The organism is Sphingomonas sp. JUb134 (assembly GCF_004341505.2).
Lineage (GTDB): Bacteria > Pseudomonadota > Alphaproteobacteria > Sphingomonadales > Sphingomonadaceae > Sphingomonas.
On the sequence record NZ_SLYP02000001.1, the window covers coordinates 2,375,602 to 2,402,140 of the forward strand.

Consider the following 26,539-nt stretch of genomic DNA (forward strand, 5'->3'; position numbering starts at 1 on the left):
GTGCAATGCAAGCCGGAGCCGCCACCCAGACCCTGTCCCTATTCGGGACCGCCGCCCTCGTCGGGAGCATGGGCTGCGATTAGAAATTCGACGTTGCCTTCCGGACCGGTGATCGGGCTCTGCGTCACCCCCTCCACCTGCCACCGGCGATCGGTGAGCCAGTTCGCCACCTCGTCGCACACGCGCGCGTGTACGGCAGGATCGCGGACGACGCCGCCCTTGCCCACCTCCGCGCGCCCGGCCTCGAACTGCGGCTTCACCAGCGCGAGCAGCCGCGCGCCGGGCTTCGCGAAGCCCATCGGCACATCGAGCACCTTGGCGAGCGCGATGAAGCTCGCGTCGCAGACGATCAGGTCCACCCGCTCCGGCACATGCACCTCGGTGAGGAGCCGCGCGCTCGTCTGCTCGTGCACGATGACCCTGGGGTCCTGGCGGAGCTTCCAGGCGAGCTGGTTGGTGCCGCTGTCGACGGCATAGACGCGCGCCGCCCCGCGGGTCAGGAGCACGTCGGTGAAGCCGCCCGTGGATGAGCCGACGTCGATCGCGACCGCGCCGTCGACCGCCCAGCCGAAGTGATCGAGGCCATGGGCGAGCTTGACGCCGCCGCGGGAAACCCAGGGATGGTCGCGCCCGCGCACGTCCAGCACGGCATCGTCCGCCAGTTGCTGCCCGGGCTTCTCGATCTTGCGATCGCCGACGAACACCAGACCGGCCATCACCAACGCCTGCGCCCGCGTACGGCTCTCGGCGAGGCCTCGGTCGACGAGCAGCTGGTCGGCGCGGATCTTGGGCATGGCGGCCGCATGGACCGGAACGCCCCCCGCAGGCAAGCCGTCAGCAGGCGACGACGTTCACTGCCAGCCCGCCCAGGCTCGTCTCCTTATACTCGGATCGCATGTGGTCGCCCGTCTGCCGCATCGTCTCGATCACCGCATCCAGCGGCACGATGTGGCTACCGTCGCCATGCAGCGCCAGATAGGCGGCGTTGACAGCCTTCACCGCACCCATGGTGTTGCGCTCGATGCAGGGCACCTGCACCAGGCCGCCGACCGGGTCGCAGGTCAGGCCCAGGTTGTGCTCCATGCCGATCTCGGCCGCGTTCTCGATCTGCTGGTTCGTGCCGCCGAGCACCGCCGCAAGCCCCGCTGCCGCCATCGAGCAGGCGACGCCGACCTCCCCCTGGCACCCCATTTCGGCAGCCGAGATCGAAGCACGCTTCTTGTACAGGAAGCCGATGGCGGCCGCGGTGGCTAGCAGTACCCGCGAGCCCTCCGGCGTCGCTCCTTCCACGAACCGCTCGTAGTATTGGAGCACTGCCGGGATTACGCCCGCGGCCCCGTTCGTGGGCGCGGTAACCACCCTCCCGCCGGCCGCATTCTCCTCGTTGACGGCGAGCGCCCACAGGCTGATCCATTCCATCACCGAGGCTGGCGCCGCTCGATCGCTGCGCGCAGCCAGCGTCGTGTGCAGCGCCTTGGCACGACGGCGGACGTTCAGGCCCCCCGGCAGCACGCCGTCGGTCGCACAGCCCCGTTCGATGGAGGCGAGCATCGCCGCCCGCACCGCGTCCAGAAAGGCATCGGTTTCCTCGCGGCTGCGCCAGGCGCACTCGTTGCGACGGACGATCTCGCCGATCGAAAGGCCGGTCGCGTCGCCCAGTTCGAGCAACTCGGCGCCAGAGGCAAATGGATGCGCGACCGCGGCGTTGGCGATGTGCAATCCGGCGCCCGCCTCTACCACCACGCCGCCGCCGATGGAGAAATAGGTTTGGGTGCGTTCGCGCCCGTCCGCATCCCAGGCGGTGAAGCGCACCGCATTGGGATGCCCGGGCAAGAACTCGTGCGAGAAGACGATGTCGTCGACGCCGAACGCGATCGGTACCTCGCCGCCAAGCTGCAATTGGCCGCGTTCGCGCACCGCCCGCAGGATCTCCGGTACCGCGTCGGGATCCACGGTATCGGGCAGATGCCCGGCAAGCCCGAGCACGACGGCGCTGTCGGTCGCGTGACCGCGTCCCGTCAGCGACAGCGAACCGAACAGCTCGCAGCGGACGCGAACCGGCTGCAGCGCCTCCAGCGCCGCCTCGGCAAAGCCATGCGCCGCGCGCATCGGCCCCACGGTGTGCGAGCTCGACGGGCCGATGCCGATCGTGAACAATTCGGTGACGCTGATCGCACGGCGCGCGTCGGTGCGGCTGTTCTGGGAAGGATCGTCCGGCATGATGAACTCCCCGCCTTCCGGCGGTTGCATGCCCCCTCTGTCCTTCCTGCCTGAGAATGCTATCCCGTCGGCGGACGCCAGCGCGCCTCTCTCCAGATGTTGATGACGACCGGTCCTTCTGCCTGAAAGTTTCCGGGGCGGTTGCTCCTTCGGCGCCGGGCTGGTGCCCGATCTCTCCCATGTCGTCGCACCCGTGCTGCCGCTTGCGCCGGGCAGGTGTCAAGCCGGATCGAGGTCACTTCACGATGATCGGGATGCCGGCCACGGTCATGTGCACCCGGTCGACCGCCGCGGCGACGCGCTGGTTGATGGTGCCGGCAAGATCGCGGAACGCCCTGGCGAGCGCGTTGTCGGGCACGATGCCGAGCCCGACCTCGTTGGCGACGAGGAGCACCTGCCCCCGCGCGCGCTTCAGTGCCGCCAGCAACTGCGCCAGCCGCTCCTCGGCATCCTCCTCGCCGAGCAGCAAGTTGGAGGCCCACAGCGTCAGGCAGTCGACCAGCACCACGGCATCCTCGCCATCCGCAGCGCCGATCGCGCCGGCCACGTCGACCGACGCCTCGACGGTCGTCCACCGGCCGTCGCGATCGGCCTGGTGCCGGCGGATGCGATCGGTCATCTCGTCGTCGAACGCCTGGGCAGTCGCGACGAAGACCAGCCGACCACCCGATGCCTCTGCCAGGCTTTGTGCGTAGCGGCTCTTGCCCGAACGGGCGCCGCCCAGCACCAGCATCGTGCGTCCCGATCGATTGATGGTCATCCTTGCCCCTTGCCTGTTGCTCCGCCAATGCGGATGGAGGCTGCCGCACCCCAAGTCGAGGCTCCGCATTGCGCGCACTGATGTTCCACGGCGGCTGCCTCGAAGAGGCGACGCACTGCTTTCCCGATGCGCCGCAGCCATGGCTCGATCTCTCCACCGGGATCAACCCCGTTGCGTGGAGCCCGACGATCGCACCCGACATCGACCTCGATCGCCTACCTTCGGAGCGATCGCGTGCGGCACTGGAAGCGGCCGCCGCCGCCGCGTTCGGGGCGCAGCATCTGGCCATCACCGCACTGCCGGGCACCGAACTGGGGCTGCGGCTGCTCGACGGCCTCGGGTTGCCGTCCCCGCACCGCCACGGTGCGCCCGGCTACCGAACCCACGCGGATGCCCTCGCCTGCAGCGACATGGTCCCGATCGATGCGCTTGGGGCGGTCGGCGACGGCACCTTGCTGCTCGCGAACCCGAACAACCCGGACGGCCGCGTGGTCGCGCCCGAACAGATGCTGGACCTGGCCCGTCGTCTTGCTCGCGCAGGTGGCGTGCTGGTGATCGACGAGGCCTTTGCCGACGCGACTCCAGAGGTAAGCGTGCTCCCGCATCTGACGCCAAATGATCGGGTGCTCGTCTTGCGGTCGTTCGGGAAGTTCTTCGGCTTGGCCGGCGTCCGCCTGGGCTTCGCCTGTGGCGCGGCGGATCTGGTGGCGGCGTTGCGCGATCGGCTCGGAAGCTGGCCGGTCTCCGCCCACGCGATCGCGTTCGGCACTGCCGCCTATGGCGACCCCGACTGGATCGCCGACGCCCGCAAGCAGTTGGCCGAGCGCTGCGCGGCTCTGGATGCTGTGCTGCGTCGTCATCACCTCGAGCCGCAGGGCGCAAGTCCGCTATTCCGTCTGATCGAGGACGCAGGGGCGCAGGCGATCTTCACCGACTTGGCGCGCCAGGGCATCCTGACCCGGCCGTTCGACTATGCGCCCGAGTGGCTGCGCATCGGCCTTCCAGCGGATGCGGCGGCGCTGGCGCGGCTCGACCGGGCGCTCTCCCATCGCTGAGCCGATCGCCCTGCTCGCGCTTGCGATCGATGCCGCAGTCGGGTGGCCCGAGCGGCTCTACGCCCGCGTCGGCCACCCCGTCGGCGGCTTCGCGCGCCTGATCGGCGCGTGCGAGGCGCGCTGGAACGTTCCGGACCGGCCGGAGTGGAGCCGCCGCGCCGCCGGGGTGCTCACGATCATGCTCCTGATCGCCGCGGCAGCGGGTGGCGCCTGGCTCCTCGAACGAACGGCCCGCGACCTGCTGGGTCCTTATGGCTGGATCGGCGTGGCGCTGTTGGCGGCACCCGGCCTGGCGCAGCGGAGCCTTGACGATCACGTCCGGCCGGTCGCAGCGGCCCTGCTGGCCTCCGACCTGCCCGGCGCGCGCGCCGCAGTCTCCCGCATCGTCGGCAGGGACACTGCCGCGCTCGATGAAGCGGGCGTCGCGCGCGCCGGCATCGAGAGCCTTGCGGAGAGCTTCTGCGACGGCATCGCCGCACCGCTCTTCTGGCTTCTACTGCTGGGACTGCCGGGGCTTTGGGCCTACAAGGCGCTCAACACTGCGGACAGCCTGATCGGCCATCGCGAGCCGCGCTGGCGTGCCTTCGGCTGGGCATCGGCGCGGATCGACGATCTGGCCAATATCCTGCCGGCCCGATTGGGTGGTGCCCTCCTCTGCCTTGCTGGCGCCGGCGGGTGGCGGACGATGCTGCGCGACGCCCGCCGTCATGCGTCCCCCAATGCCGGTTGGACGGAAGCGGCGATGGCCGGCGCTCTTCGCGTCCGGCTGACCGGCCCGGTCGCCTATGACGGCGTGTCGGCGGACAAGCCGTGGATCGGCGGCGAATATCGAGACCCGACTTCAAAAGACCTTCTCAGAGCGCTCCGCGTCTATCGTCACGCCTGTCTCTTTCTTTGGGTGATTGCAGGAGCCATTGCATGGGTGCCGTGATGTTGCAGGGGACCGGCTCCGATGTGGGCAAGTCGGTGCTGGTCGCGGGCCTCTGCCGGGCGCTCGCCAATCGCGGGCTTCGCGTGCGCCCCTTCAAGCCACAGAACATGTCGAACAACGCCGCAGTCACGGCGGAAGGCGGCGAGATCGGCCGTGCCCAGGCCACCCAGGCCCTAGCTGCGCGGGTCCGACCCAGCGTCGACATGAACCCCGTGCTGCTGAAACCCCAGGGGGACCGCACCTCGCAACTGGTGGTACGAGGCCAAGTGCGCGGCATTCTCCGGGCTGCGCAGTGGCGCCAAGGTCGCGAGGGCCTGCTCGACGAGGTGCTGGCGAGCTATCGGCGGTTACGGGCCGAAGCGGACATCGTCGTGATCGAGGGCGCCGGCTCGCCTGCCGAAATCAACCTGCGCGCCGGCGACATCGCCAATATGGGCTTCGCGCGCGCAGCCGGGGTGCCGGTGGTGCTGGTTGGCGACATCGACCGGGGCGGCGTGATCGCCTCGCTGGTCGGCACGCGCGCGGTGATCGATCCGGCAGACGCCGCGATGATCCACGGCTTTCTGGTCAACAAGTTTCGCGGAGACCCGACCCTGTTCTCCGATGGCTACGAAGCGATCGCGGAGCGGACGGGGTGGCGCGGCTTCGGCGTGGTGCCGTGGCTCACGGATGCCGCCAGGCTGCCGAGCGAGGATGCGGTCGTGCTCCAGCAATCCCAGGCACCGAGAGCGGATCGCGTGCTGGTTGCATGCCCGATCACCGCCCACATCGCCAACTTCGACGACCTCGATCCGCTCCGGCTCGAACCCGACGTGGAACTGGTGATGGTCCCGCCCGGCAAGCCGATCCCGGCAGAGGCGGCGCTGATCGTCCTTGCCGGCTCCAAGGCGACAATCGCCGATCTCCGCTTCGTCCGCGCACAAGGGTGGGACATCGACATACGGGCGCATCATCGGCGCGGGCGCCCGGTGCTGGGCCTGTGTGGCGGCTACCAGATGCTCGGACGCAGCATCGCCGATCCGGAGGGGCTCGAGGGTCCTGCGGAGAGCGTCGAAGGGCTCGGGCTACTGGCGGCGGACACGGTGCTCGGTGGCGACAAGGCGCTGGCAGAAGTTCGCGGAACCGCAAACGGCGCGGCGTTCGAGGGCTATGAAATCCATCTCGGCAAAACCACGGGCCCCGACACGGCACACCCCGCGGTGCGCTTCGAAGACGGGCGGACGGACGGCGCGGTGAGTGCGGACGGGCTGGTGACCGGAAGCTATGTGCATGGTCTGCTGGGACTGGCCGCGCAACGGCGTGCGTGGCTCGCGCGGATCGGCGTGGCAGGCAGCGGCCCGGACCACAGCGCTTCCGTCGACCGCGCGCTCGACAGCATCGCAGCGGAGCTGGAGCAGCATGTCGACATCGACGCGCTGATCGCGCTGTCAGTCCTGGCCGATCGTCACTAGCGCCACCAGCAATCCAGTTTCCACCAGTTCGATCCCCGCTCCATGCGCGTCGCCGGTGACACCGCCCAGGCGGTGCCGGAACCAGGCCGCAGCAGCCGCGATCAGCAGCGGCGCGACGATCAGGGAAGGCACTGCGACGCAGGCGGCCGCCAACACGGCCGCCCAGCCCCACAGATCCCGCGCGCGGACCGCCGAGGCCACGGTTGCGCCCAGCCCAGCCGGCTTGAGCGGCCGGACGCAGCGGGCCCAAGCGAGCGGGCCCATGCGGGCGGCAAACGGCACCAGCACGACCGGAAGCCATCCGACCCCCGCCGCGCCATGAAGCAGCACCAGCTTCGCCAGCAGCTGCAACACGATCGCGACGACGCCGAAGCTTCCGACACGGGGATCGGCCATGACGGCGATCAGACGACTACGATCGCCGTGCGCGGCACCGACTCCGTCAGCAACATCGGCAAGGCCGTCGAGATGCAGCGCGCCCGTGACACCGACCCAGCAGGCGAGCGCCGCAAGCGCGCCGACCCAGGGGTCGGTGAGGCTTCCGAGCCACCCCGCCCCGGCAACGAGCGCCCCCACCACCAGCCCCACGATCGGGTAGCAGCGGATCGCGGCCGCGAACGCCGGGGGGTCGGCAGACCCCGACGGAACCGGCAGGCGGGTGAGGAAGCCGAGGGCGAGCAGCAGCCCCTTCATGGGCGCAGTGCCAGGATCTGCGCCGCGGGTGCCTCACCGCGCCAGAGGCGTAGCGAGAGAACACAGGCATAAGGCAGGTCGAAGGCCCAACTCTGACGCCGGTCGAAGCCGCAGGCCGCTACCAGAGCCGCCCGCATGGCGCCCGCATGAGTAACGATCAGGCTGCCGTCCGCGACCCCTTCTAGCGCCTGGGCGACGCGCGCGAGGAGCGTCGACCAGCGCTCGCCACCGGGAGGCGGCGCGCCATCCGGATCGTCCCAGAACGCGCGGAGAGCCGCAGCGTCCACCTCTTCCGGGCTCCGTCCGTCCCAATGTCCGAAATCGAGTTCCCGCCACCGTCCATCGAGGCCCAGCGGTACCTCGTGATCCGCCGCGATCGCCGTGGCGCAGTCCACCGAGCGGCGCAGATCGGACGCGACCACCTGCCGGATGGCCAACCCGGCCGCAGCAGAACGGCATGCCCGCACCCCGTCGGGGAGAACTTCACAATCCGTGCTGCCAAGCAGCCGGCCGGCAAGCGCCGGCTCGCCGTGGCGCATCAGGTGAAGATCGATCGGCGCCGTCACGCCTCGGAAACGCCTGCCTCGGCAAAGCTCGCCATCTGATCGTGGGTCGCGATCGCGGCACGCACCACGCCTGCTGCCACCGCAGCACCGCTCCCCTCCCCCAATCGCATCCCCAAGGAAAGGATCGGACTGAGCTTCAGCCGATCGAGAAGCCGCGCATGACCGGGCTCGGCCGAGCAATGACCGGCGAGGCAATGCCCGACGATGTCCGGGTTGGTCGCCGCAAGCGGAGCCACGCCGGAACAGCAGATGAAGCCGTCGAGCAGCACGGGAACGCCTGCCTGCCGTGCCGCGAGCACCGCTCCGGCGATGGCGGCGATCTCCCGCCCGCCCAAGCGCCGAAGAATGTCAAAGGCACCCGAGGCCGCCTTCGTGTGACGGGTCAGGGCGGCGTCGACTGCCGCGACCTTGGCTTCGAGTGCACTACCGTGGACGCCGGTACCCGGCCCCACCCAATCCCGCGCGCCGCCGCCGAAGCTCGCTGCCGCCAATGCGGCCGCCGCCGTCGAGTTGCCGATGCCCATCTCGCCCAGCACGAGCAGGTCGAGATCCGGCTCGACCACCGCGGCGCCCAGATTGAGCGCCGCGAGGCACTCCTCGGCGGACATGGCCGGCGCTTCGACGAAGTCCTTCGTCGGGCGGCCGAGCTCGATCGGGACGACGACCAGTTCCAGCCCGGCGGCACGGGCCAAGGAATTGATGGCGGCGCCTCCGGCTTCGAAGTTGGCGACCATCTGCGCCGTAACTTCGGACGGAAAGGCACTCACGCCTCGGGCCGCCACGCCATGGTTGCCCGCGAAGATCGCCACCCGCCCCCGGTCGATCCGAGGACGCTCGCGTCCCTGCCACCCGGCGAGAAATAGCGCGATCTCCTCCAGCCTGCCCAGGGATCCGGGTGGCTTGGTGAGGACGTCTTGACGGGCGGCAGCAGCATCGCGCGCTGCCGCATCGATGCTCCGAAGGCTTCCTAACGCCGCTTCGAACGCTTCGGCCGAAGCGAAGAAGCCGCTCATGCCACCACGAAGCCGGCGGGCGGCATGCGCGTGAGGAAGTGCCCCTTCACACCTTCCGGCCAGTCGCGATAGGGCACCTGGCCGCCGTCGCTCTCTGCATACAGGACTGCGTAGTCCAGGATAGCACGTGCCGCACCCTCGTCCGGCGTGAAGCGCCCGAGCACATAGCCGACCTTCTCCGGCGCGCGCAGATGCACGGTGCAGGAATCTCCGCAGGCGAACAGGCAGGGCATCTCCTCGACTGCCACGGCCTCGTAGGCAGGGTCGCTCGCCTGCACGGCCCGCAGTGCCTCGACCAGGCGGGCACCGCTTCGCTTGCCGCTGTCGCCGGCCTGGCCCTCACCGGGCACGCGGCAGGTGTTGCACGCGACGATCGCCGGCCCGCTGACCGCTGGCTTCAGGATCATGCGAGCGCACGCTCCGTCCGCACGGGCGGCACGCCGAGGCTGATGAGCAGACGGTGGAGAACCAGCAAGCCTGCGAGCACCGCCGCATTGCGCCCGAGCTGGCGCAGCAGCACGTCCGGAGCGAAAGCCGCGGTCCCGCCATCCAGCACCACGGTGCCGAGAAGGATCATCGACTTGAAGGCGACGAAGGACGCGACGAAGCTCAGGCCGAGCCGGGTGAGGAACCCCGCCCCCGATCGCGTGGCAGCCCAGTGGGCTGCGATGGCGCCCGCGACGGCCGCGAGCCCCATCACTCCACCCCAGCCGAGGCTGTTGGCGGCCAGAGGGTAATCAAGCCAGCAGAAGCCGACGAGCTGGCTCGCCGCCCATGCGAGCAGCGCGAGCGACACCCCGTCCTTCGCCCGCATGTGCACCGCAGCCAGGGCGGCAAGCGCCGGAAACGGCGTCGCGCACTTGAACACCAGGGTGGTCGCGACGCTCGCCACGGTGAGCAGCAGGATCCAGAGCGCCGATGCGGCTTGGGAAGAACGGGGTGTCGTCATCGATCATTTCCCTCAGAAGCGGCCGCGCAGACCTGCATAGACGCTGCGGCCGAGCGTGCCGTACCGGTAGACGGTGGCATAGTCCTCGTCGAACAGGTTCTCCACCCGCGCGAAGAGCCGCACCTTCGGGCTCAGCGGGACCTCGCCCCGAACGTCGACCAGCGTATAGTCGTCCAGTCGCGTCGTGTTGGCCGCATTGTCGTAGCTCTTGCCGGCCCAGCGCAGCGCCGCGCCCAGGGACGCGCCACTCGGCAGGCTGTAGGTCGCGGACGCATTGGCCGTGTGGCGGGGACGCCGCGGCAACCAGTTGCCATAGGCGCTGCCGGTCGAGCGGTTCTCGGCCTCGGTCCAGCTGTAGTTGGCGTCGGCGGTCACCCGCGAACCCAGGCGGGCAGCGATGGTGGCTTCCACCCCGCGGGCGAACGCGCGGGCGATGTTGTCATAATAGCCCCAGCGCGCGATGTCGGTGCCGGGGATGACGCAGAGCGGGTCCGGCGTGGCGCCGCAGCCGATGTATTCGACCAGGTCACGGGTCCGGCGCTCGAAATACGTCGCCGAAAGCGTCACCGCGCGGTCGAGCAGGCGCTGCTCGACGCCAGCCTCCCAGCTCCGCGCGCGCTCGGGGTTCAGGCCCTGGTTCCCGTATTCGGAGAACAGCTGGTACAACGTCGGCGCCTTGAAGCCTTCCGAGTAGCTGGCACGCACCACCGTGCCCCACGGCAGCGCCCACGCACCACCGCCGGCAAACAGCGTCTCGCTACCGTAGCGGCTATGGTCGTCCTGCCGCAGGCCCGCAGTCAGGGTGAGACCGTCGACCACGACACCATTCACCTGGCCGTAGATGCCGGTGAGTTCGGCCTTGCCCCGCGCCGGCTCCGGCACCGGGTCCGACAAGGCGCCGGAAGGCGAAACGGAGCGGAAGCGCGACTTCTCGTTCTCGATTCCGAACACGGCATTCCATCCGGTCGCGATCGCAAGGCTGCCCTGATACTCGAGCCGCTCGTTCCGGCCTGCCGCGTCGAAGGTCTTGGGCCGCTCGCGCGCCGGATCATAGTTGTCGCGGTTGGTGTCGGTATAGCCGTAGCCGAAGCGGTTGCGCAGACGGCCACCCAGAAGGTCGACGTTCAAGCCCGCATATCCGACAAACTCGCGGTTGCGCGAATACTCCAGGCTGTCGCCGGCGAACCCGTCGATCTCCACGCGACCATTAGCGTAATAGCCCCGCACCTCGGCGCTGACGCCGGTCGCCAGCTCGAGCCGGGCGCGGCCCTGCGCGCTTTGGTTCGTATAGCCGTCCGGCTCGCGGCCACCGAAGTCGGGTGCCACTGCCGAGACACCATCGGTGGTGAACGTCTGCCCACCCACGCGCCACGCGAGCGGGCCGGTCTGCCCGCCCACCGCGGCGCGGGCGCTCACGGTGTCGCGTGACCCCGCCTCGACGTCGAAGCTCCCTTCCAGATCGCTCTGCGGCAGCGGCGTCACGACGTTGACGACGCCGCCGATCGCCTGGCTGCCCCAGAGGATCGACTGTACGCCGCGCAGCACCTCGATGCGGGAGGCATCGCCCACCAGCAGGTTCGCGAAGTTGTAGCCGCCGCCCGTCGAGGACGGATCGTTCAGCTTGACGCCGTCGATCACCACCACCGTCTGGTCGGCCTCGGCACCGCGGATGCGAACCGACGTGGCGGTACCATAGCCGCCGTTGCTCGACAGGCTGACGCCCGGGGTGCGCAGCAGCAGCCCTGCCACGCTCAGGTCCTGGGCCCGATCGATCGCTTCCTTGTCGAGCACCGTGATGGACGCGGCGACCCGATCGGCAGCGATCGGAGTGCGGGTGGCAGTGACGACGACCTCGTCGGAGGCCGGCGCAGTCGCAGCGTCGGGCGCCGGCGCCTCCTGCGCAAAAGCGGGAAGCGAAAACAGCAGCGGCAACGGCGCAAGAACTCGGATCATGAAACCCCCTTCAACATGCAACGCCCGCTGCTTGCCGGGACAGGGCGCATGCCCTCGCCCCCGCAAGCATGCAGGCTGACGATGTCGTCGCTCGGGTTTCCCCGTCCGTTCGGCGCACCCTGACCGATCGAAGGACGACTGCGTCAGGCAGGTCTCCTGGCTCGCGGGTCTCAGCCGGTCCGCGCCGCCTTCTCAGGATCACTCCCAATGGCGTATGGCGCGGTGGCTCGCCGCGTACAGTTGCAGGGGCAGCCGGGGTTTTCCCGTTCCCTTTTCATCCCCGTCTCCGGGGAACCTGTCGCATGCCGCCCGGTAGCCGCGCCGCCGGGCGGGGTCAATCGCGCTGCGTTGCCGGGGTTGCGTGCGATCAGAATTCGATCCCGGCCTGGGCCTTCACCCCGTCCCGGAACGGATGCTTGACCTGCGTCATCTCGGTGACCAGGTCGGCCATGTCGATCAGCGCCTGCGGCGCGTTGCGCCCGGTGACGACGAAATGCTGCCGAGGTCCCCGCGCCGCAGCGGCCACCAGCACCTCTTCCACCGGCAGATAGTCGTAGCGCAGGACGATGTTGAGTTCGTCCGCGATCACCATGTCGTAGGTGGGATCCTCCAGCATCCGCTTCACCTCTTCCCAGGCGGTGCGGGTCACGGCGATGTCGCGGGCGCGATCCTGGGTGTCCCAGGTGAACCCCTCCCCCATCGGGCGAAACTCGATGTGAGCCGAAAGCGCGTCGAACACCGCCTTCTCGCCGGTATCCATCGCCCCTTTGACGAACTGGATCACGCCCACCTTCATGCCATGGCCGATCGCCCGCACCGCCATGCCGAGCGCGGCAGTGGTCTTCCCCTTGCCCGGTCCTGTGTGGACGATCAGCAGCCCCTTCTCGATCGTCTTGGTCGCCATCATCGCCTGGCGCGCAAGCTGTACCTTGCGCATCCTGGCATTGTGGCGCGCGTTCTTGTCCTGCTCCAACCCACTCTCCTGACGGCAACTCGCGCCCGCCGTCGCGTCGCGCACCGCAGTCGTCAAGGCGACGAAGCCGCGGGATCAGGAAAGGTGGCGTTTCTCCAGCTTCCGAGCGAGGGTGCGCCGATGCATGCCGAGCCGCCTGGCGGCCTCCGACACGTTGAAGTCGCTCGCGGCCAGCGTCTGGTGGATATGCTCCCACTCCAGCGTCTTGATCGTCGTGGGGGTGGCAGAGACCTCGACCTGAGCGTCGCCGCCCGGCCGATCGAACGCCGCCTCGATCTCGTCGGTGTGCGAGGGCTTCGTCAGATAGTTGGTGGCACCCAGCTTGATCGCCTCCACCGCCGTGGCGATGCTCGCAAAGCCCGTCAGCACCACGATGCGCATCTCCGGGTCCGCGGCATGAAGCTGCTCGACACAGGCAAGGCCCGATGCCCCGCCGAGCCGCAGATCCACGACCGCGAACTCCGGCGCGAAGCGATCGACGATGCCGGCCAGATCCTCAAGATCCGCCGTCACCTCCACCTGGTAGCCACGCCGCTCGAACGACCGGGCGAGCGTACGCGCGAAGACGGCGTCGTCCTCGACGATCAGGAGCCTGCGGTCGGTCATTCCGTCTCCTCCAGCGCGAGCGAGGCGATCGGCAGCGCCAGCACCACCTCGGCGCCGCCGCCGGCCCGGTTCTGTGCTTCCAGCGTGCCGCCCAGCGTCCGCAGCACGTTGGTCGCCAGGAACAGCCCTAGGCCGCCCGCTTCCTTGCTGCTGCGATACGGCTGCCCGACGGTGCCCAACATATCCTCCCGAAAGCCGCGTCCGTCGTCCCGGACCGCCAGCACCAATATGGGGCCGTCCATCACCGCCGCCAGCGTGATCGACCCCGCGCCGGCCTCGGCGGCATTGTCGAAGAGGTTGGTGAGCGCCTGCGCCAGCGCCCGATCGGCGACGATCGGCCGGTCCGGTCCCAGATGGCTCTCGAACCGAAGAGGAACCGGACCCTTGCCGCGCCAGTCTTCGACCACGCCTTCCAGGAAGCGGTGCAGGCTGGTGCGCACCGGCGCCTCGCCGGTGACCTCGCCCGCGGCGAACAGGACGCCGCCCAGGATCTTCTTGCAGCGGGCGATCTCGTCCCGCATTTCGTCCACCTCGGCGGCGAGCCGCCGACTGCCGGCGATGGCGGGCTCCTGCCGCCAGTCGCCCAGCGCCACGGAAAGCGACGCGAGTGGCGTCCCCAGCTCGTGCGCAGCCCCGCTCGCAAGCAATCCCATGCGGACGATATGGTCCTCTTCGGCCGCTCGCTGGCGGATGGCGGCCAGGTGCGCGTCCCGATCACGGACATTGCGCGCCATGCGGGTCACGAACGCGACCAGCAGGATCGAGGTGAGCGTGAAGTTGAACCAGTTGGCGGCCATGAACCCCGGGGACAGGGCGCTTGCCAATGCCGCCGGCAGCGGCAGCGGTCGATGCACCACGGCGAGCGCTGCAAACGCCACGCTGGTCATCGCCACCAGCGCCCAGCTCGACCAGGCGGACAGCAGCACCGCGCCGATGACGACCTGCAACAGGTAGAGGGTGACGAACGGGTTCGTCGCCCCGCCCGACAGGTAGAGCTGGACCGTCAGCGCACCGACATCGACCAGCAGTACGCCGAACATCTGGAGGTTGGTGGTCGACCTGCCCCGGCGGAACAGGGCGAACAGGTTGAGGCCGAGGAGCACCCCCAGCGTCGCCAGCATCGGCGTCAGCGGGAGCGTGATACCAAGACCGAAGTTCACGGCCAGGATCGCGGTCAGCTGCCCCCCGATCGCGATCCAGCGGAGCTGTACCAGCAGCCGCTGGTTTCGGCTCCCGGCGTCGCCGTCGGCGCGAAAGGCGATGCTACGCGTCATGTGGCGGCGCCTCGTGGACCTCCCTTCCCCAGCGGCGGGCGACCGCGACCATCACCAGCAGACCGGCGGCCAGCCCGAACCAGGTGAAGGCGTACCCAAGGTGATTGTTCCGGAATCGCACGACCGTCAGGCCGCCGCGCGGCCATCCGGAGCGTGGTTCGACGGCATCGATGAAGTAGGGAGCGACATTCTCGAGCCCCCGTTTGTTGGCGATCGCGGCGACGTCGCGCGAGTACCAGCGATCCTGCGCCGGATCGTTGCTGCGCAGAAAACCACCGCCGGGCTCCGTCACCCGCAACAGCCCTTCCACGGAGACCTGCCCTTCGGGAGCCGCCACCTTGCCGCGCAGTTCCGGCGGCACGAAGCCCCGGTTGACCAGAAGCGTGAACTTGCCCGTGTCGAGCGGCGTCAGCACCCAGTATCCGGGACCGAGCTGCGTGCTAGCCTGTACGAAGCTGTCCGCACCGGCCCGGTACCGGCCGCTTGCCACGACGCGGGTATAGACGTCCCCGTCATCGATGGCGCCCCAGGCCCCTGGCCCCGGAGCCGCGACAGGTGGAGCGTGCAGTCGCTGCTCCACCTGTGCGATCAACGCCAGCTTCCAGCTGCGGCGTTCCAGCTGCCAGGTCCCCAGCGCCACCAGCGCCGCAAAGACCAGGGCAATCAGCGTGCCCAGCGCGAGCCGGGCGACACGCTGCTTCACATCGCTTCCATGGCCTCGGACGCCATCTCGGGCATCATGTTGAGGTTCATGTGGTACATGACCCAGAGCGATCCGGCGACCACGATGACGACGATGATGATCGTGAAGATCAGCGCCATGAGGGTCCAGCCGCTTTCCGACTTGGTGTTCATGTGCAGGAAGTAGATCATGTGCACGACGATCTGCATCATCGCCATCGCCGTCACGATGCCCGCGGTCACCCGCGGATCCGAAAAGGCGTTGGTCATGACGAGCGCGAACGGGATCGCCGTCAACACGACCGACAGGAGAAAGCCGATCACATAGTCGCGGCGCGAGCCATGTGCTTCGCCGCTGGCGTGATGGGCCACGGGTTCCGCGCTCATCGCAGCACTCCCAACAGATAGACAAAGGTGAAGACGCCGATCCAGACGACGTCGAGGAAGTGCCAGAACAGCGACAGGCACTGGAGGCGACGCTGGTTGGCGGCGATCAGGCCACCACGGCTCACCTGCACCATCAGCACCACCAGCCAGATGATGCCGAAGGTGACGTGCAGACCGTGCGTGCCGACCAGCGTGAAGAAGCCGGACAGGAACGCACTGCGCCAGGGACCCGCACCTTCATGGATCAGGTGCGAGAACTCGTAGAGCTCGATGCCCAGGAACGCGAGGCCGAACAGGCCGGTCGCGGCCAGCCAGCCGAGCGTCGCGCCCTTGTTCTGCTCGCCGGCTGCGATCATCGCGAAGCCATAGGTGATCGACGACAGCAGCAGCATCGCGGTGTTCACCGCGACCAGCTTCAGGTCGAACAGCTCGTGCGGTCCAGGACCGCCCGCCAGGCTGCCGCTGTACACGCCGTAGCAGGCGAACAGCATCGCGAAGATGAGGCAGTCGCTCATCAGGTACATCCAGAAGCCCAGCATGGTGCTGGACCCGGCGTCGTGATGATGCTCGTCGAGCTCGTAGAACATGGGCGCCTCGGCGCCGGGCGGAATCGTGGCCTCGGCCATCGTTATGCTGCTCCTGCCGCGGCGAGCTGACGCCCGTAGGCTTCCTCGGTGGCGGTTACTTCGGCGGCCGGGATGTAGAAGTCCCGGTCATAGTTGAAGCTGTGGATGATCGTCGCTGCGATCACGCCCAGCAGGCCCAGGGCTGCCAGCCACCACATGTACCAGATCAGGCCGAAGGCACAGATCGCGGAGAAGGCGGCGATGATGAGGCCGGCACCCGTGTTCTTGGGCATGTGGATGTCGCTGTAGCCGCCGGTCGGACGAACGGCCTGACGGTTCTTCATGTCGTACCAGGCGTCCAGGTCGTGGACGATCGGCGTGAACGCGAAGTTGTAGGCCGGCGGCGGCGACGAGGTCGCCCACTCCAGCGTGCGGCCACCCCACGGATCGCCCGTCAGGTCGCGCAGCTGGTCGCGGCGCAGGATGCTCACCCCGAACTGGATCAGCATGGCGAGGATTCCCACCGCGATCAGCGCGGCACCCAGCCCTGCAATGATGAACCAGATCTGGAGCGACGGGTCCTCGAACACCCGCAGGCGACGGGTAACGCCCATGAGGCCCAGGATGTAGATCGGCGCAAACGCGACCCAGAACCCGACGACCCAGCACCAGAAGCTGACCTTCCCCCAGAACGGGTCGAGGCGGAAGCCCATGGCCTTCGGCCACCAGTAGTTCACGCCCGCGAACAGGCCGAACAGCACGCCGCCGATGATCACGTTGTGGAAGTGCGCGACCAGGAACAGCGAGTTGTGGAGGACGAAGTCCGCCGGCGGCACCGCGAGGATGACGCCGGTCATGCCGCCGATCACGAAGGTCAGCATGAACGCGACCGTCCACATCATCGGCAGTTCGAAGCGCACGCGCCCCTTGTACATGGTGAACAGCCAGTTGAAGATCTTCGCTCCCGTCGGGATCGAAATGATCATCGTCGTGATGCCGAAGAAGGAGTTCACGCTCGCGCCCGAGCCCATCGTGAAGAAGTGATGGAGCCAGACGAGGTACGACAGGATGGTGATGACGAGGGTCGCGTAGACCATCGACGTATAGCCGAACAGGCGCTTGCTCGAGAAGGTGGAGGTCACCTCCGAGAAGATGCCGAACGCCGGCAGGATCAGGATGTACACCTCCGGGTGACCCCAGATCCAGATCATGTTCACGTACATCATCGGGTTGCCGCCCAGCGTGTTCGTGAAGAAGTTGGTTCCGGCGTAGCGGTCGAGCGACAGCAGCGCGAGCACCGCGGTCAGCACCGGGAAGGCGGCGACGATCAGCACGTTGGTCGCCAGCGACGTCCAGACGAACACCGGCATCTTCATCATGGTCATGCCCGGCGCGCGCATCTTGACGATGGTCGCGATCAGGTTGACGCCCGATAGCAAGGTACCGACACCCGCCACCTGCAAGGCCCAGATGTAGTAGTCGACACCGACGTCCGGCGAGTAGTCGAGCCCCGAGAGCGGCGCCATCGCCAGCCAGCCGGTGCGGGCGAACTCGCCCACGAACAGGCTGACCATCACCAGCGCCGCACCGAACGCCGTCATCCAGAAGCTGAAGTTGTTCAGGAACGGGAACGACACGTCGCGGGCGCCGATCTGCAACGGCACCACCAGGTTCATGAGGCCCGTGACGAACGGCATCGCCACGAAGAAGATCATGATCACGCCATGGGCGGTGAAGACCTGGTCGAAGTGGTGCGCGGGCAGATAGCCCTCGCTGCCGCCGAAGGCCATCGCCTGCTGCAGACGCATCATCACCGCGTCGGCGAAGCCGCGCAGGAACATGATCAGCGCCAGGATGATGTACATGATCCCGATGCGCTTGTGGTCGACCGTGGTGAACCACTCCTTCCAGAGATAGCCCCAAAGCCGGAAATAGGTGAGCGCCGCGACGGCCGCGAGGCCGCCCAGCATGACCGCCGCAAAGGTGACCAGCAGGATCGGCTCGTGGATCGGGAAGCTCTCGAGCGTCAGTCGCCCGAAGATTGTCTTGAGAATGCTGTCTGACATGGTTCGGCCTTTATGCGCGGTCGGCCGCGCTCGCACCCGGCACGCGGGGGCGGAGGAGCTGGGTCATATTGCGGTTCGCCTCGGATCCGGGATCCTGGGTGCCCTGGGCCGGCCCGGCCGGCTTCGACTGGTGATCGCCGCCGTGCTTTTCCTCGTTGCCCTTGAAGAGCGCGCCTTCCGGCTCGCCCGGCATCGCGTGGCGGTTGTTCACGCCCGGCTGGCCGCCGTGCCCCATGTTGTGGGTATCGCACGGGCGCTTGGGATCCGGGCACATCTGCACGATGCGCTCGAACAGGCCCTTGTCGACGCCGCCGAAGCGCATCACCGGCACCTTTTCGGACGGCTTCTCAAGCTTGAGATAGGTCGCCGCGTCGAGCGTTCCCTTGGCGGCCTTCGCCTCCGAGACCCAGCGCGCGAAGCCCGCGTCATCCACCGAGTGGGTGGTGAAGCGCATGTGGCTGTAGCCCGCGCCGCTGTAATTCGAGGAGATGCCCGGGAACTGGCCGGGACGGTTCAGGACGGCGTGAAGCTTCGTCTCCATGCCCGGCATGGTGTAGATCATGCCCGCCATCGCCGGCACGTAGAAGGCGTTCATCACGCTGGAAGAGGTCAGGCGGAACTGGACCTGGCGGCCGACCGGCACCACCAGCTCGTTCACCGTCGCGATGCCCTGTTCCGGGTAGATGAACAGCCACTTCCAGTCGAGCGACACCACTTCGACTTCGAGCGGCCGCTCGTTCGCCTTCACCGCCTGAGTCGGCGAGAGGCGGCCCAGCGGGCGGTAGGGGTCGAGTAGGTGGGTCGAGGTCCAGGTCAGTGCGCCGAGCGCGATGATGATCAGCAGCGGCGCCGACCAGATCACCAGCTCAAGCATGATCGAGTGATCCCAGTCCGGCTTGTACTCGGCGTCCTTGTTGCTCGCGCGATAGCGCCAGGCGAACAGGACGGTGAGCACCATCACCGGAACGATGATGAGCAGCATCAGACCGGTCGACCAGAGAATCAGGTCGCCTTGCTGACGCGCCACGTCACCAGAGGGGTTCAGCACCACCAGGTCGCACCCTCCCAGGAGTGCGGCAAGCGGCAAGCTCAGGCCGCATCGCGCGGCGAAGGAAGACGATAGGCGGGACATCATCGGCGCGCCTAGACCTCCGTTCGCACATGCGGAATAGGACAATTTGTCCTATCCCCGATCGGCGCCCCGGAGCCTATCGGGACGCCGAACGTTCGGAGAGTTGAATACGTAATGGCTCAGGCCCATGCCTCGTCCGCGCCCTTGGAGCGCGATGCCCGCGTCGTGAATTCCCGCGGCCATGATGACGTGCACCCGGGGGAGATCGCCGTCGGTGTGATCATCGGGCGCACTTCGGAATTCTTCGACTTTTTTGTCTATGCGATCGCGTCGGTGCTCGTGTTCCCCCGGTTCGTCTTCCCCTATCTGGAAGCGGTCCAGGCGACCCTCGCCTCCTTCGCGCTGTTCGCATTGGCCTTCATCGCGCGCCCGGTCGGCAGCCAGATCTTCATGGCGATCGACCGCCGTTATGGCCGCAGCGTCAAGCTGACGATCGCGCTCTTCCTGCTCGGCACGTCCACGGTGTCGGTGGCCTTCCTGCCCAGCTATGCGCAGGTCGGCGCCGCTTCGGCGGTTCTGCTGGCGATCTTCCGGATCGGCCAGGGACTCGCGCTGGGGGGTAGCTGGGACGGCTTGGCGTCGCTGCTCGCGCTCAACGCGCCGCCGCACAAGCGCGGTTGGTACGCCATGGTGCCGCAGCTGGGCGCCCCGATCGGCCTGATCGTGGCGAGCGCGCTGTTTGCCTTCTTCCTCGGCACGCTCGGGGGCGAGGACTTCCTGAGCTGGGGCTGGCGCTATCCGTTCTTCGTGGCGTTCGCGCTGAACGTCGTGGCGCTGTTCGCACGCCTTCGCATGGTGGCGTCGCCGGAATATTCCGAGCTGTTCAAGTCGCGCGAACTCACCGCATCGCCGGTTCCCGCGACGCTCAAGAACCAGTGGCGCAACATCATCATCGGCGCATTCGCACCGCTGGCGAGCTTTGCGCTGTTCCACATGGTCACCGTATTCCCGCTCTCCTGGGTCGCGGTGTTCACGCAGCAGAGCGTCACCCGCTTCCTAGTGATCGAGATGGTCGGCGCCGTCTTCGGCGTGGTGGCGATCGTGTGCTCCGGCCTGCTCGCGGATCGCATCGGACGCCGTTCGGTGCTCGGCTACACTGCCGCTGCGATCGCGATCTTCGCCTGTGTCGCACCGATGCTGCTGAATGGCGGCGAGGCCGGCGAGACGGCCTTCATGATCGTCGGCTTCATCCTGCTCGGCCTGTCGTTCGGCCAGTCGTCGGGTGCCGTAACCAGCAACTTTCCGAAGCGCGCGCGCTACACGGGTGCCGCGCTCACCTCGGATCTGGCGTGGCTGTTCGGTGCAGGCTTTGCTCCGTTTGCCGCGTTGTGGCTCGCGGAGACCTTCGGCCTCATCGCCGCCGGCGGTTATCTGCTGTCGGGTGCGGTCGCCACGCTGATCGCGCTGGGCCTCAACCGCGAACTGGCCCGCCGCCTCGACTGAGGCTGCGCTCCGGATCAAAAGAAAGGCGGCGAGGACCCGGTCCTCGCCGCCTTTTTCTTTGTCCGCTCCGGGCGATCAGGAGAACCCGACCACGGCGTGGGGCACATAGGGTGCTTCGAGCCGCTCGATCTCCTCATCGCTCAGCACGAGATCAAGCGCGGCGATCGCGTCCTCCAGATGACCGGGCTTGGACGCACCGACGATCGGCGCACTCACCATCGGCTTTGTCAGTACCCAGGCAAGCGCGACCTGTGCGGGCGGCACGCCCCTGCCCGCCGCCACCTCTGCCACCGCCTCGATGACCTTGCGATCCGCATCGGCGGTGCGCGCGTAGAGGCTCCTGCCGAACGCGTCGCTCTGCGTTCGTTCGGTCTCGGCGTTCCAAGGCCGCGTCAGCCGCCCGCGCGCAAGCGGGCTCCACGGGATGACGCCGATCCCCTCGGCGTCGCAAAGCGGCAGCATCTCGCGCTCTTCCTCACGATACAGCAGGTTCACGTAGTTCTGCATGGTCGCGAACCGCGTCCAGCCATTCGCCTCGGCGACATGGAGCATGGTGGCGAACTGCCAAGCGTACATCGAGGAAGCGCCGATATACCGGGCCTTGCCGGCCTTCACGACGTCGTGCAGCGCCTCCAGCGTCTCTTCGATGGGGGTGTAGGGATCGAACCGATGGATCTGGTACAGATCCACATAGTCGGTGCCGAGACGGCGGAGCGAGGCGTCGATCTCCTGCAGAATGGCCTTGCGACTGAGGCCGGCGCCATTCGGCCCCGCGTGCATGCGACCGTGTACCTTGGTGGCGATCACCACCTCGTCGCGACGTGTGAACTCCTTGAGCGCCCGCCCGACGATCTCCTCCGACGTGCCATCCGAATAGACATTGGCGGTGTCGAAGAAGTTGATCCCCACCTCCACTGCCTGACGCAGCAGCGGCCGGCTTCGCTCCTCGTCCAGCGTCCATGGGTGGGTCCCGCGGTCAGCGACGCCATAGGTCATGCAGCCGAGGCACAGGCGCGACACGTCCAGGCCGGTGCTGCCGAGCTTCCGATATTCCATGCTGATCTCCTCCAGACGCAAAACGGCCGGCACGGGAGGCTGATCCCGTACCGGCCGTGATTTGGACGATCGACGGGCCGCAGCCCGCCGCATGTTACTGGGCGGACACCGCACGAAGGCCGCCGCCCAGTGCCACATAGAGCGACACGCCGTTCTGGAGCTCTGCGGCGCGAAGCGCCAGCAGCTGCTGCTCGGCGGCGAACAGGTTGCGCTCCGCGTCCAGCACCTCGAGGTAGATCGAGATGCCGTTCTGGTACCGCAGCCGCGCCGTGCGGGCGAGGCTCCGCTGCGCGGCCACCGCGCGTGCCTGCGCGTCGATCTGCTCGGCGTAGCGACGACGCGCGACCAGAGCGTCTGCGACTTCGCGGAACGCCTCCTGGACCGTACGCTGATAGGCCGCGACGAGTTCGTCCGCCTGTGCCCGCGTCAGCTGCAGATTGGCCTCGCGGCGTCCCCAGTCGAAGATGGGCAGGTTGAGCGCACCGCCGAAGGACCAGCTCTGCGAACTCCCGCTGAACAGGCCCCCGAGGTCCGGCGAGGCGAAGCCATAGTTGCCGGTCAGCGAGATGTTCGGGAAGAAGGCTGCCCGCGCTGCGCCGATGTCGGCATTCGCCGCACGCAGCTGCAGTTCCGCGCCCAGGATATCCGGCCGGTTGGCTAGGAGCGCAGAAGGCAGTCCGGGGTCGATCGCGCTGAACTGCGCGGACTGGCTGAGAGGACGCGCCTCCGGCAGCGGCCCCGTCAGCGGCCCGCCGATCAACACGGTCAGCAGGTTCTCCGACTGGGCGGTGGTCCGCCGCAACTCGGCGAGTTCCGCTTCCGCCTGGGTCACCAGCAAGGTGGACTGGTCGAAGTCCACCGAGGAGGTGACGCCCCGCTCCATGCGAGTACGCGCGATGCGCAATCCCTCGCGACGGGCTTCCAGCGTCCGTTCGGCAAGCGCGATGCGCTCCTCGCCCGCGCGGATCGACAGGTAGGTCGCCGCCACCTGGCTCACCAGCGACAGGCGGAACGAACGCTCCGCCTCGATCGTCGCCAGATAGCGCGCCCGTGCCGCTTCGCTGAGGTTGCGCACCCGGCCCCAGAAGTCGAGTTCGAACGAAGTGACCGCCACGCCGACGTTCAGCTGGGTGACTTCGATCGCGTCCGGTGACTCCGCCGCCTCGCCGCCGCCGCCCAACGCGTCGCCGAACCCGAGCGAGTTGAGCGGGGTCCGGGTGCGGGTGCCGCTGGCCTGTAGCCCCAGCTCCGGCAAGCGCTGCGCGTCGGTGATGCGGTACTGCGCCCGCGCCTGCTCGATGCGCGCGACGGACTGTGCTAGGTCGCGGTTATTGGCGAGTGCCGCAGCGATATAGGACTCCAGCCGCGCATCGCCGAAGAACTCGCGCCAGCCGATCTCGGTGGCGAGGCGGCTCCCCGGGGCGGCCACCGCCTCCGGGAACGTCCCGGACACGGGTGCCACGGGCTGGCGGTACTGGGGTGCGAAGTTGCACCCCGCGAGCATGGTGGTCGCCGCAAGGGCGGTGACGAGCTTACGCATTCTGGGGCTCCCCGGCGCGGCCGTCGCGCTCCGCAAGGCGTCGGGCATCCTCCGCCTCCTCGCGCGCATCCATCGCCTCATAGTCGTGGTCGCGGGCAAGCCACTTCTTCGCCGCGATGTAGAACACCGGCGTGAAGAAGATGCCGAGCAGCGTGGCGGTGATCATGCCGCCCATCACGCCCGTGCCCACCGCATGGCGGCTTGCCGCACCCGGACCGGTCGCGATCACCAGCGGGACCATGCCCAGGATGAAGGCAAGGCTGGTCATCAGAATCGGCCGCAGGCGCTGGCGTGCGGCCTCTATGGTCGCAGCCTCGGCAGTCTTGTCGCCCTGCTCGTCCTCGATCGCGAATTCGACGATCAGGATCGCGTTCTTTGCGGCCAGGCCGATGATCGTGATCAGGCCGACGTTGAAGTAGACGTCCGCCGACAGGCCGCGCAGCGAGGTGAAGACCACCGCGCCCAGCACGCCGAACGGCACCACCAGCAGCACCGCCAGCGGGATCGGCCAGCTGTTGTAGAGCGCTGCCAGCAGCAGGAAGACGACCACCATCGAGAGGCCGAGCAGAAGGCCGATCTGGCCGCCCGCCTGCTTCTCTTCATAGGCAGTGCCCGTCCATTCATAGGCCTGGCTGCCCTTCAGCACCTCGCCCGCGATCTTCTCCATCTCCTCCAGCGCGGTACCGCTCGACTGGCCCGGAGCCGCCTGGCCCGAGATCGTCAGCGACGGATAGCCGTTATAGCGCTCGAGCTGGGTGGGGCCCGAAGTCCAGCGCACGGTGGTGAAGGCGGAGAACGGCACCATCGTGCCCGTCGTCGCATTGCGCACGCGCAGGTTCAGCACATCCTCCGGCTTCATCCGCTGCGGAGCATCCGCCTGCAGATAGACGCGCAGCACGTTGCCGTCGCGGCTGAAGTCGTTCGCATAGGCCGAGCCGAAGCTGATCGCGAGGGTCGCGTTCACGTCCGCGATCGAGAGGCCAAGCGCACGTGCCTGTACCCGATCGATGTCGACGTAGAGCTGCGGCGCCTCACCCTGGCCTTCCGGCCGGACGCCGGCGAGCACCTTGCTCTGCATGGCGCGCCCGAGGATGGCGTCGCGTGCTGCAAGCAGGCCGGCACGATCGGTGCCGCTGCGGTCCTCGATCTTCATCGAGAAGCCGGTGGCGTTGCCGAGCGACTGGATCGGCGGCGGGTTCAGCGGGAATACCGTCGCCGACGCGATGCCCGACACGAAGCCGAACGTCTTGCCGATGATGGTGTCGACGCTGTTCTCCGCGCCCGGACGCTCTTCCCACGGGTGGAGGTCGACGAACGACAACGCCGCCGACTGACCCTGGCCGAAGAAGTTGAAGCCCACGATCGACACGATGTTCCGGACCTGCGGCTGCTCCTTCAGGAAGGCCTCGGTCGTCTTCACCGCCGCCTCGGTCCGCTGCATCGTGGAACCGGGCGCCGCGTCATAGTTGACCATGAAGTAGCCCTGGTCCTCGTTCGGCAGGAAGCCGCCGGGCAGGCGCATGAACATCAGCACGGTGATGACGAGCACGACCGCGAACACGGCGAGCCAGCGCACCGGACGCGACAGCATCGATCCGACACCACGCCCGTAGCGGTTGGTCGCGCGACCGAACCGGTTGTTGAACCAGTTGAAGAAGCGCTGCGGGATGCCCCGCCAGCCCGGCTTCGGCTCCGGCGGGTGCTCGCCCGGCAGATGCGCCTGATCCCGCTTCAGCAGCTGCCCGCAAAGAGCAGGCGTGAGCGTGAGCGCGAGCACGGCCGAGAAGAAGATCGACACGGCCAGCGTGACGGAGAACTGGCGATAGATGCCGCCGGTCGAACCGGGGAAGAACGCCATCGGGATGAACACCGCGATCAGCACCAGCGTGATGCCGATGATGGCGCCGCGGATCTGGCCCATCGCCTTCACGGTTGCGCGGCGGGGGCTGAGCCCCTCCTCCGCCATGATGCGCTCGACGTTCTCCACGACGACGATCGCGTCGTCGACGAGGATGCCGATCGCCACCACCATGCCGAACAGCGACAGCGTGTTGATGGAGAAGCCGAAGAGGTAGAGCCCCAGGCACGCGCCCGCGAGCGCGATCGGGACCACGATCGCGGGGATCAGCGTCGCCCGCCAGTTCTGCAGGAACAGGAACATGACGAGGAACACCAGCACCATCGCCTCGATCAGCGTATGGATGACGCTGTCGATCGAAGCGTTGATGAAGGGCGTGGTGTCGAAGGGCACGCGCCACGTCATCTCGGGCGGGAAGTTCGCCTCCAGCTCCTGCATGCGGGTGCGCACGGCCTCTGCGGTCGCGACCGCATTGGCGCCCGCCGCGAGCTGCACGCCCATGCCGGCGATCTCGCTGCCGTTCAGGGTCGCCTTGAAGCCATAGCTCTCGGCGCCGAGCTCGACACGCGCCACATCGCCCAGGCGGATGGTCGCGCCGCTCGGGTCGGAGCGGACGATGATGTTGCGGAACTGCTCGGGATCGCTGAAGCGGTTCTGCGTGACGATCTTCGCGTTGAACTCGGTCTCGCGCGTGATCGGCTGCTCACCGAGGCCACCGCCTGCGGTCTGGCTGTTCTGCTCCTGAACCGCCGCCAGTGCCTCGGCCGGCGAGATGCCGTAGCCGGCAAGCTTTTCCGGATCGAGCCAGATGCGCATCGCATATTGCGAGCCGAACAGCTGCACGTCGCCCACGCCCTCGACGCGGCGCAGTTCGTTGACGACGTTGTTCGCGGCATAGTTGCCGAGCTCAACGACCGGCAGAGTACCGTTTTTCGAGGTGAGCGCGACCACCATCAGGAAGCCGGAGGTGTTGTCGGTGATCTGGATACCCAGGCGCCGCACGTCTTCGGGCAACCGCGGCTCGGCCCGGTTTAGGCGATCCTGGACCTCGACGCGCGCGGTGTTCAGATCGGTGCCGCTCTGGAAGGTGAGCGTGATCTGCGCCGTGCCGTTCGAGCGGCTCGTCGAGTTCATGTACAGGAACCCGTCGATTCCGTTCATCTCGCGCTCGATGACCGAGGTCACGTTGCGGTCGAGCGTCTCGGCGTCGGCACCATTATAAGTGAAGGCGAGGTTCAGCGCCGGCGGCGCCACCTGCGGATATTGCTCGATCGGAAGGCCGATCAGCCCGATCACGCCGGCCAGGGCGATGAACGCCGCGATGACCCAAGCGAAAACGGGCTTGTAGACAAAAAAGCGGTCCATG

Annotated in this window: 24 protein-coding genes and 2 riboswitches; of the genes, 4 read left to right on the plus strand and 20 right to left on the minus strand. The window is 68.0% G+C overall.

Going from position 1 to position 26,539, the window contains the following annotated elements; genetic code table 11:
• Positions 1–38: 38 nt before the first annotated feature.
• From EDF69_RS10950 to cobU, 3 genes are all read right to left on the minus strand, one after another.
• Positions 39–794, minus strand: a complete 756-nt coding sequence (locus EDF69_RS10950; protein ID WP_132882046.1) for a TlyA family RNA methyltransferase — start codon at positions 792–794, stop codon at positions 39–41.
• 40 nt (positions 795–834) lie between these two features.
• The gene (locus EDF69_RS10955; protein ID WP_132882076.1) at positions 835–2,220 is read right to left on the minus strand and encodes an L-serine ammonia-lyase; all 1,386 of its coding nucleotides are present in this window, start codon (positions 2,218–2,220) and stop codon (positions 835–837) included.
• 101 nt (positions 2,221–2,321) lie between these two features.
• Positions 2,322–2,410: riboswitch (glycine riboswitch) on the minus strand.
• Positions 2,411–2,455: 45 nt separating this feature from the next.
• The gene (gene cobU, locus EDF69_RS10960) at positions 2,456–2,980 is read right to left on the minus strand and encodes a bifunctional adenosylcobinamide kinase/adenosylcobinamide-phosphate guanylyltransferase (RefSeq protein WP_132882045.1); all 525 of its coding nucleotides are present in this window, start codon (positions 2,978–2,980) and stop codon (positions 2,456–2,458) included.
• Positions 2,981–3,048: 68 nt separating this feature from the next.
• On the opposite strand from cobU, the gene EDF69_RS10965 reads away from it, so the two are divergent.
• Genes EDF69_RS10965 through EDF69_RS10975 form a run of 3 tightly spaced genes read left to right on the plus strand, consistent with a single transcriptional unit; the run spans position 3,049 to position 6,417 of the window.
• Positions 3,049–4,035 carry an aminotransferase class I/II-fold pyridoxal phosphate-dependent enzyme gene (locus EDF69_RS10965; RefSeq protein ID WP_239555431.1) on the plus strand — a complete coding sequence of 329 codons (987 nt, stop codon included), beginning with the start codon at positions 3,049–3,051 and terminating at the stop codon, positions 4,033–4,035.
• Positions 3,989–4,966: an adenosylcobinamide-phosphate synthase CbiB gene (cbiB, locus tag EDF69_RS10970; RefSeq protein WP_132882044.1), complete on the plus strand. Its 978-nt coding sequence runs from the start codon at positions 3,989–3,991 to the stop codon at positions 4,964–4,966. Before EDF69_RS10965 ends, cbiB begins: the two co-directional genes overlap by 47 nt.
• On the plus strand, positions 4,954–6,417 hold the full coding sequence (locus EDF69_RS10975; protein ID WP_132882043.1) for a cobyric acid synthase: 1,464 nt from the start codon (positions 4,954–4,956) through the stop codon (positions 6,415–6,417). Before cbiB ends, EDF69_RS10975 begins: the two co-directional genes overlap by 13 nt.
• Here EDF69_RS10975 and cobS read toward each other — a convergent pair.
• From cobS to cyoA, 14 genes are all read right to left on the minus strand, one after another.
• Complete coding sequence (gene cobS, locus EDF69_RS10980) at positions 6,394–7,110, minus strand: adenosylcobinamide-GDP ribazoletransferase (protein ID WP_132882042.1); 717 nt, start codon at positions 7,108–7,110, stop codon at positions 6,394–6,396. The genes EDF69_RS10975 and cobS overlap by 24 nt on opposite strands.
• Positions 7,107–7,676, minus strand: a complete 570-nt coding sequence (locus EDF69_RS10985; RefSeq protein WP_339538304.1) for a histidine phosphatase family protein — start codon at positions 7,674–7,676, stop codon at positions 7,107–7,109. Before EDF69_RS10985 ends, cobS begins: the two co-directional genes overlap by 4 nt.
• A complete protein-coding gene (gene cobT / locus EDF69_RS10990; protein WP_132882041.1) occupies positions 7,673–8,689 on the minus strand; it encodes a nicotinate-nucleotide--dimethylbenzimidazole phosphoribosyltransferase in 1,017 nt (338 codons plus the stop codon). The genes EDF69_RS10985 and cobT overlap by 4 nt, the downstream gene beginning before the upstream one ends.
• Positions 8,686–9,093 carry a DUF1636 domain-containing protein gene (locus tag EDF69_RS10995; RefSeq protein ID WP_132882073.1) on the minus strand — a complete coding sequence of 136 codons (408 nt, stop codon included), beginning with the start codon at positions 9,091–9,093 and terminating at the stop codon, positions 8,686–8,688. The genes cobT and EDF69_RS10995 overlap by 4 nt, the downstream gene beginning before the upstream one ends.
• The gene (locus EDF69_RS11000; protein WP_132882040.1) at positions 9,093–9,638 is read right to left on the minus strand and encodes a hypothetical protein; all 546 of its coding nucleotides are present in this window, start codon (positions 9,636–9,638) and stop codon (positions 9,093–9,095) included. Before EDF69_RS11000 ends, EDF69_RS10995 begins: the two co-directional genes overlap by 1 nt.
• Positions 9,639–9,650: 12 nt before the next feature.
• Positions 9,651–11,591 (minus strand): TonB-dependent receptor plug domain-containing protein, encoded by a 1,941-nt coding sequence (locus tag EDF69_RS11005; protein WP_132882039.1) that lies wholly within the window; start codon positions 11,589–11,591, stop codon positions 9,651–9,653.
• A gap of 129 nt (positions 11,592–11,720) precedes the next feature.
• A riboswitch (cobalamin riboswitch) is annotated at positions 11,721–11,905 on the minus strand.
• A 53-nt stretch (positions 11,906–11,958) separates the two neighbouring features.
• The gene (gene cobO / locus EDF69_RS11010; protein WP_132882038.1) at positions 11,959–12,564 is read right to left on the minus strand and encodes a cob(I)yrinic acid a,c-diamide adenosyltransferase; all 606 of its coding nucleotides are present in this window, start codon (positions 12,562–12,564) and stop codon (positions 11,959–11,961) included.
• 75 nt (positions 12,565–12,639) lie between these two features.
• On the minus strand, positions 12,640–13,170 hold the full coding sequence (locus tag EDF69_RS11015; protein WP_125959992.1) for a response regulator transcription factor: 531 nt from the start codon (positions 13,168–13,170) through the stop codon (positions 12,640–12,642).
• Positions 13,167–14,444: an ATP-binding protein gene (locus EDF69_RS11020; protein ID WP_132882037.1), complete on the minus strand. Its 1,278-nt coding sequence runs from the start codon at positions 14,442–14,444 to the stop codon at positions 13,167–13,169. The genes EDF69_RS11015 and EDF69_RS11020 overlap by 4 nt, the downstream gene beginning before the upstream one ends.
• Entirely contained in the window at positions 14,434–15,147 is a 714-nt protein-coding gene (locus EDF69_RS11025; RefSeq protein ID WP_204991368.1) for an SURF1 family cytochrome oxidase biogenesis protein, read from the minus strand. Before EDF69_RS11025 ends, EDF69_RS11020 begins: the two co-directional genes overlap by 11 nt.
• Positions 15,144–15,512: a cytochrome o ubiquinol oxidase subunit IV gene (gene cyoD, locus EDF69_RS11030; RefSeq protein ID WP_132882036.1), complete on the minus strand. Its 369-nt coding sequence runs from the start codon at positions 15,510–15,512 to the stop codon at positions 15,144–15,146. The genes EDF69_RS11025 and cyoD overlap by 4 nt, the downstream gene beginning before the upstream one ends.
• Positions 15,509–16,138, minus strand: coding sequence for a cytochrome o ubiquinol oxidase subunit III (gene cyoC / locus EDF69_RS11035; protein ID WP_125959996.1), 630 nt, complete (start codon positions 16,136–16,138; stop codon positions 15,509–15,511). Before cyoC ends, cyoD begins: the two co-directional genes overlap by 4 nt.
• A gap of 2 nt (positions 16,139–16,140) precedes the next feature.
• Positions 16,141–18,144 (minus strand): cytochrome o ubiquinol oxidase subunit I, encoded by a 2,004-nt coding sequence (gene cyoB, locus EDF69_RS11040; RefSeq protein WP_132882035.1) that lies wholly within the window; start codon positions 18,142–18,144, stop codon positions 16,141–16,143.
• 10 nt (positions 18,145–18,154) lie between these two features.
• The gene (gene cyoA, locus EDF69_RS11045; protein ID WP_204991369.1) at positions 18,155–19,279 is read right to left on the minus strand and encodes a ubiquinol oxidase subunit II; all 1,125 of its coding nucleotides are present in this window, start codon (positions 19,277–19,279) and stop codon (positions 18,155–18,157) included.
• A 111-nt stretch (positions 19,280–19,390) separates the two neighbouring features.
• Here cyoA and EDF69_RS11050 point away from each other — a divergent pair, with 111 nt between their 5' ends.
• Positions 19,391–20,719: an MFS transporter gene (locus EDF69_RS11050; RefSeq protein ID WP_125959998.1), complete on the plus strand. Its 1,329-nt coding sequence runs from the start codon at positions 19,391–19,393 to the stop codon at positions 20,717–20,719.
• A 75-nt stretch (positions 20,720–20,794) separates the two neighbouring features.
• Here EDF69_RS11050 and EDF69_RS11055 read toward each other — a convergent pair whose 3' ends face one another.
• The 3 genes from EDF69_RS11055 to EDF69_RS11065 all read right to left on the minus strand — a co-directional run bounded on the left by EDF69_RS11055 (position 20,795) and on the right by EDF69_RS11065 (position 26,538).
• Positions 20,795–21,775 (minus strand): aldo/keto reductase, encoded by a 981-nt coding sequence (locus EDF69_RS11055; protein WP_132882034.1) that lies wholly within the window; start codon positions 21,773–21,775, stop codon positions 20,795–20,797.
• A 94-nt stretch (positions 21,776–21,869) separates the two neighbouring features.
• Positions 21,870–23,315 carry an efflux transporter outer membrane subunit gene (locus tag EDF69_RS11060; protein ID WP_132882033.1) on the minus strand — a complete coding sequence of 482 codons (1,446 nt, stop codon included), beginning with the start codon at positions 23,313–23,315 and terminating at the stop codon, positions 21,870–21,872.
• A complete protein-coding gene (locus EDF69_RS11065; protein ID WP_132882032.1) occupies positions 23,308–26,538 on the minus strand; it encodes a multidrug efflux RND transporter permease subunit in 3,231 nt (1,076 codons plus the stop codon). The genes EDF69_RS11060 and EDF69_RS11065 overlap by 8 nt, the downstream gene beginning before the upstream one ends.
• Position 26,539: the final 1 nt, after the last annotated feature.

Excerpts from the sequence above, each read along its gene's own strand:
- EDF69_RS10950 (WP_132882046.1), bottom strand. The coding sequence starts at position 794 with ATGCCCAAGATCCGCGCCGACCAGCTGCTCGTCGACCGAGGCCTCGCC.
- EDF69_RS10955 (WP_132882076.1), bottom strand. The coding sequence starts at position 2,220 with ATGCCGGACGATCCTTCCCAGAACAGCCGCACCGACGCGCGCCGTGCG.
- cobU (WP_132882045.1), bottom strand. The coding sequence starts at position 2,980 with ATGACCATCAATCGATCGGGACGCACGATGCTGGTGCTGGGCGGCGCC.
- cbiB (WP_132882044.1), top strand. The coding sequence starts at position 3,989 with ATGCGGCGGCGCTGGCGCGGCTCGACCGGGCGCTCTCCCATCGCTGAG.
- EDF69_RS10975 (WP_132882043.1), top strand. The coding sequence starts at position 4,954 with ATGGGTGCCGTGATGTTGCAGGGGACCGGCTCCGATGTGGGCAAGTCG.
- cobS (WP_132882042.1), bottom strand. The coding sequence starts at position 7,110 with ATGAAGGGGCTGCTGCTCGCCCTCGGCTTCCTCACCCGCCTGCCGGTT.
- cobT (WP_132882041.1), bottom strand. The coding sequence starts at position 8,689 with ATGAGCGGCTTCTTCGCTTCGGCCGAAGCGTTCGAAGCGGCGTTAGGA.
- EDF69_RS11000 (WP_132882040.1), bottom strand. The coding sequence starts at position 9,638 with ATGACGACACCCCGTTCTTCCCAAGCCGCATCGGCGCTCTGGATCCTG.
- EDF69_RS11005 (WP_132882039.1), bottom strand. The coding sequence starts at position 11,591 with ATGATCCGAGTTCTTGCGCCGTTGCCGCTGCTGTTTTCGCTTCCCGCT.
- EDF69_RS11015 (WP_125959992.1), bottom strand. The coding sequence starts at position 13,170 with ATGACCGACCGCAGGCTCCTGATCGTCGAGGACGACGCCGTCTTCGCG.
- EDF69_RS11020 (WP_132882037.1), bottom strand. The coding sequence starts at position 14,444 with ATGACGCGTAGCATCGCCTTTCGCGCCGACGGCGACGCCGGGAGCCGA.
- cyoD (WP_132882036.1), bottom strand. The coding sequence starts at position 15,512 with ATGAGCGCGGAACCCGTGGCCCATCACGCCAGCGGCGAAGCACATGGC.
- cyoC (WP_125959996.1), bottom strand. The coding sequence starts at position 16,138 with ATGGCCGAGGCCACGATTCCGCCCGGCGCCGAGGCGCCCATGTTCTAC.
- cyoB (WP_132882035.1), bottom strand. The coding sequence starts at position 18,144 with ATGTCAGACAGCATTCTCAAGACAATCTTCGGGCGACTGACGCTCGAG.
- cyoA (WP_204991369.1), bottom strand. The coding sequence starts at position 19,279 with ATGATGTCCCGCCTATCGTCTTCCTTCGCCGCGCGATGCGGCCTGAGC.
- EDF69_RS11050 (WP_125959998.1), top strand. The coding sequence starts at position 19,391 with ATGGCTCAGGCCCATGCCTCGTCCGCGCCCTTGGAGCGCGATGCCCGC.
- EDF69_RS11055 (WP_132882034.1), bottom strand. The coding sequence starts at position 21,775 with ATGGAATATCGGAAGCTCGGCAGCACCGGCCTGGACGTGTCGCGCCTG.
- EDF69_RS11060 (WP_132882033.1), bottom strand. The coding sequence starts at position 23,315 with ATGCGTAAGCTCGTCACCGCCCTTGCGGCGACCACCATGCTCGCGGGG.
- EDF69_RS11065 (WP_132882032.1), bottom strand. The coding sequence starts at position 26,538 with ATGGACCGCTTTTTTGTCTACAAGCCCGTTTTCGCTTGGGTCATCGCG.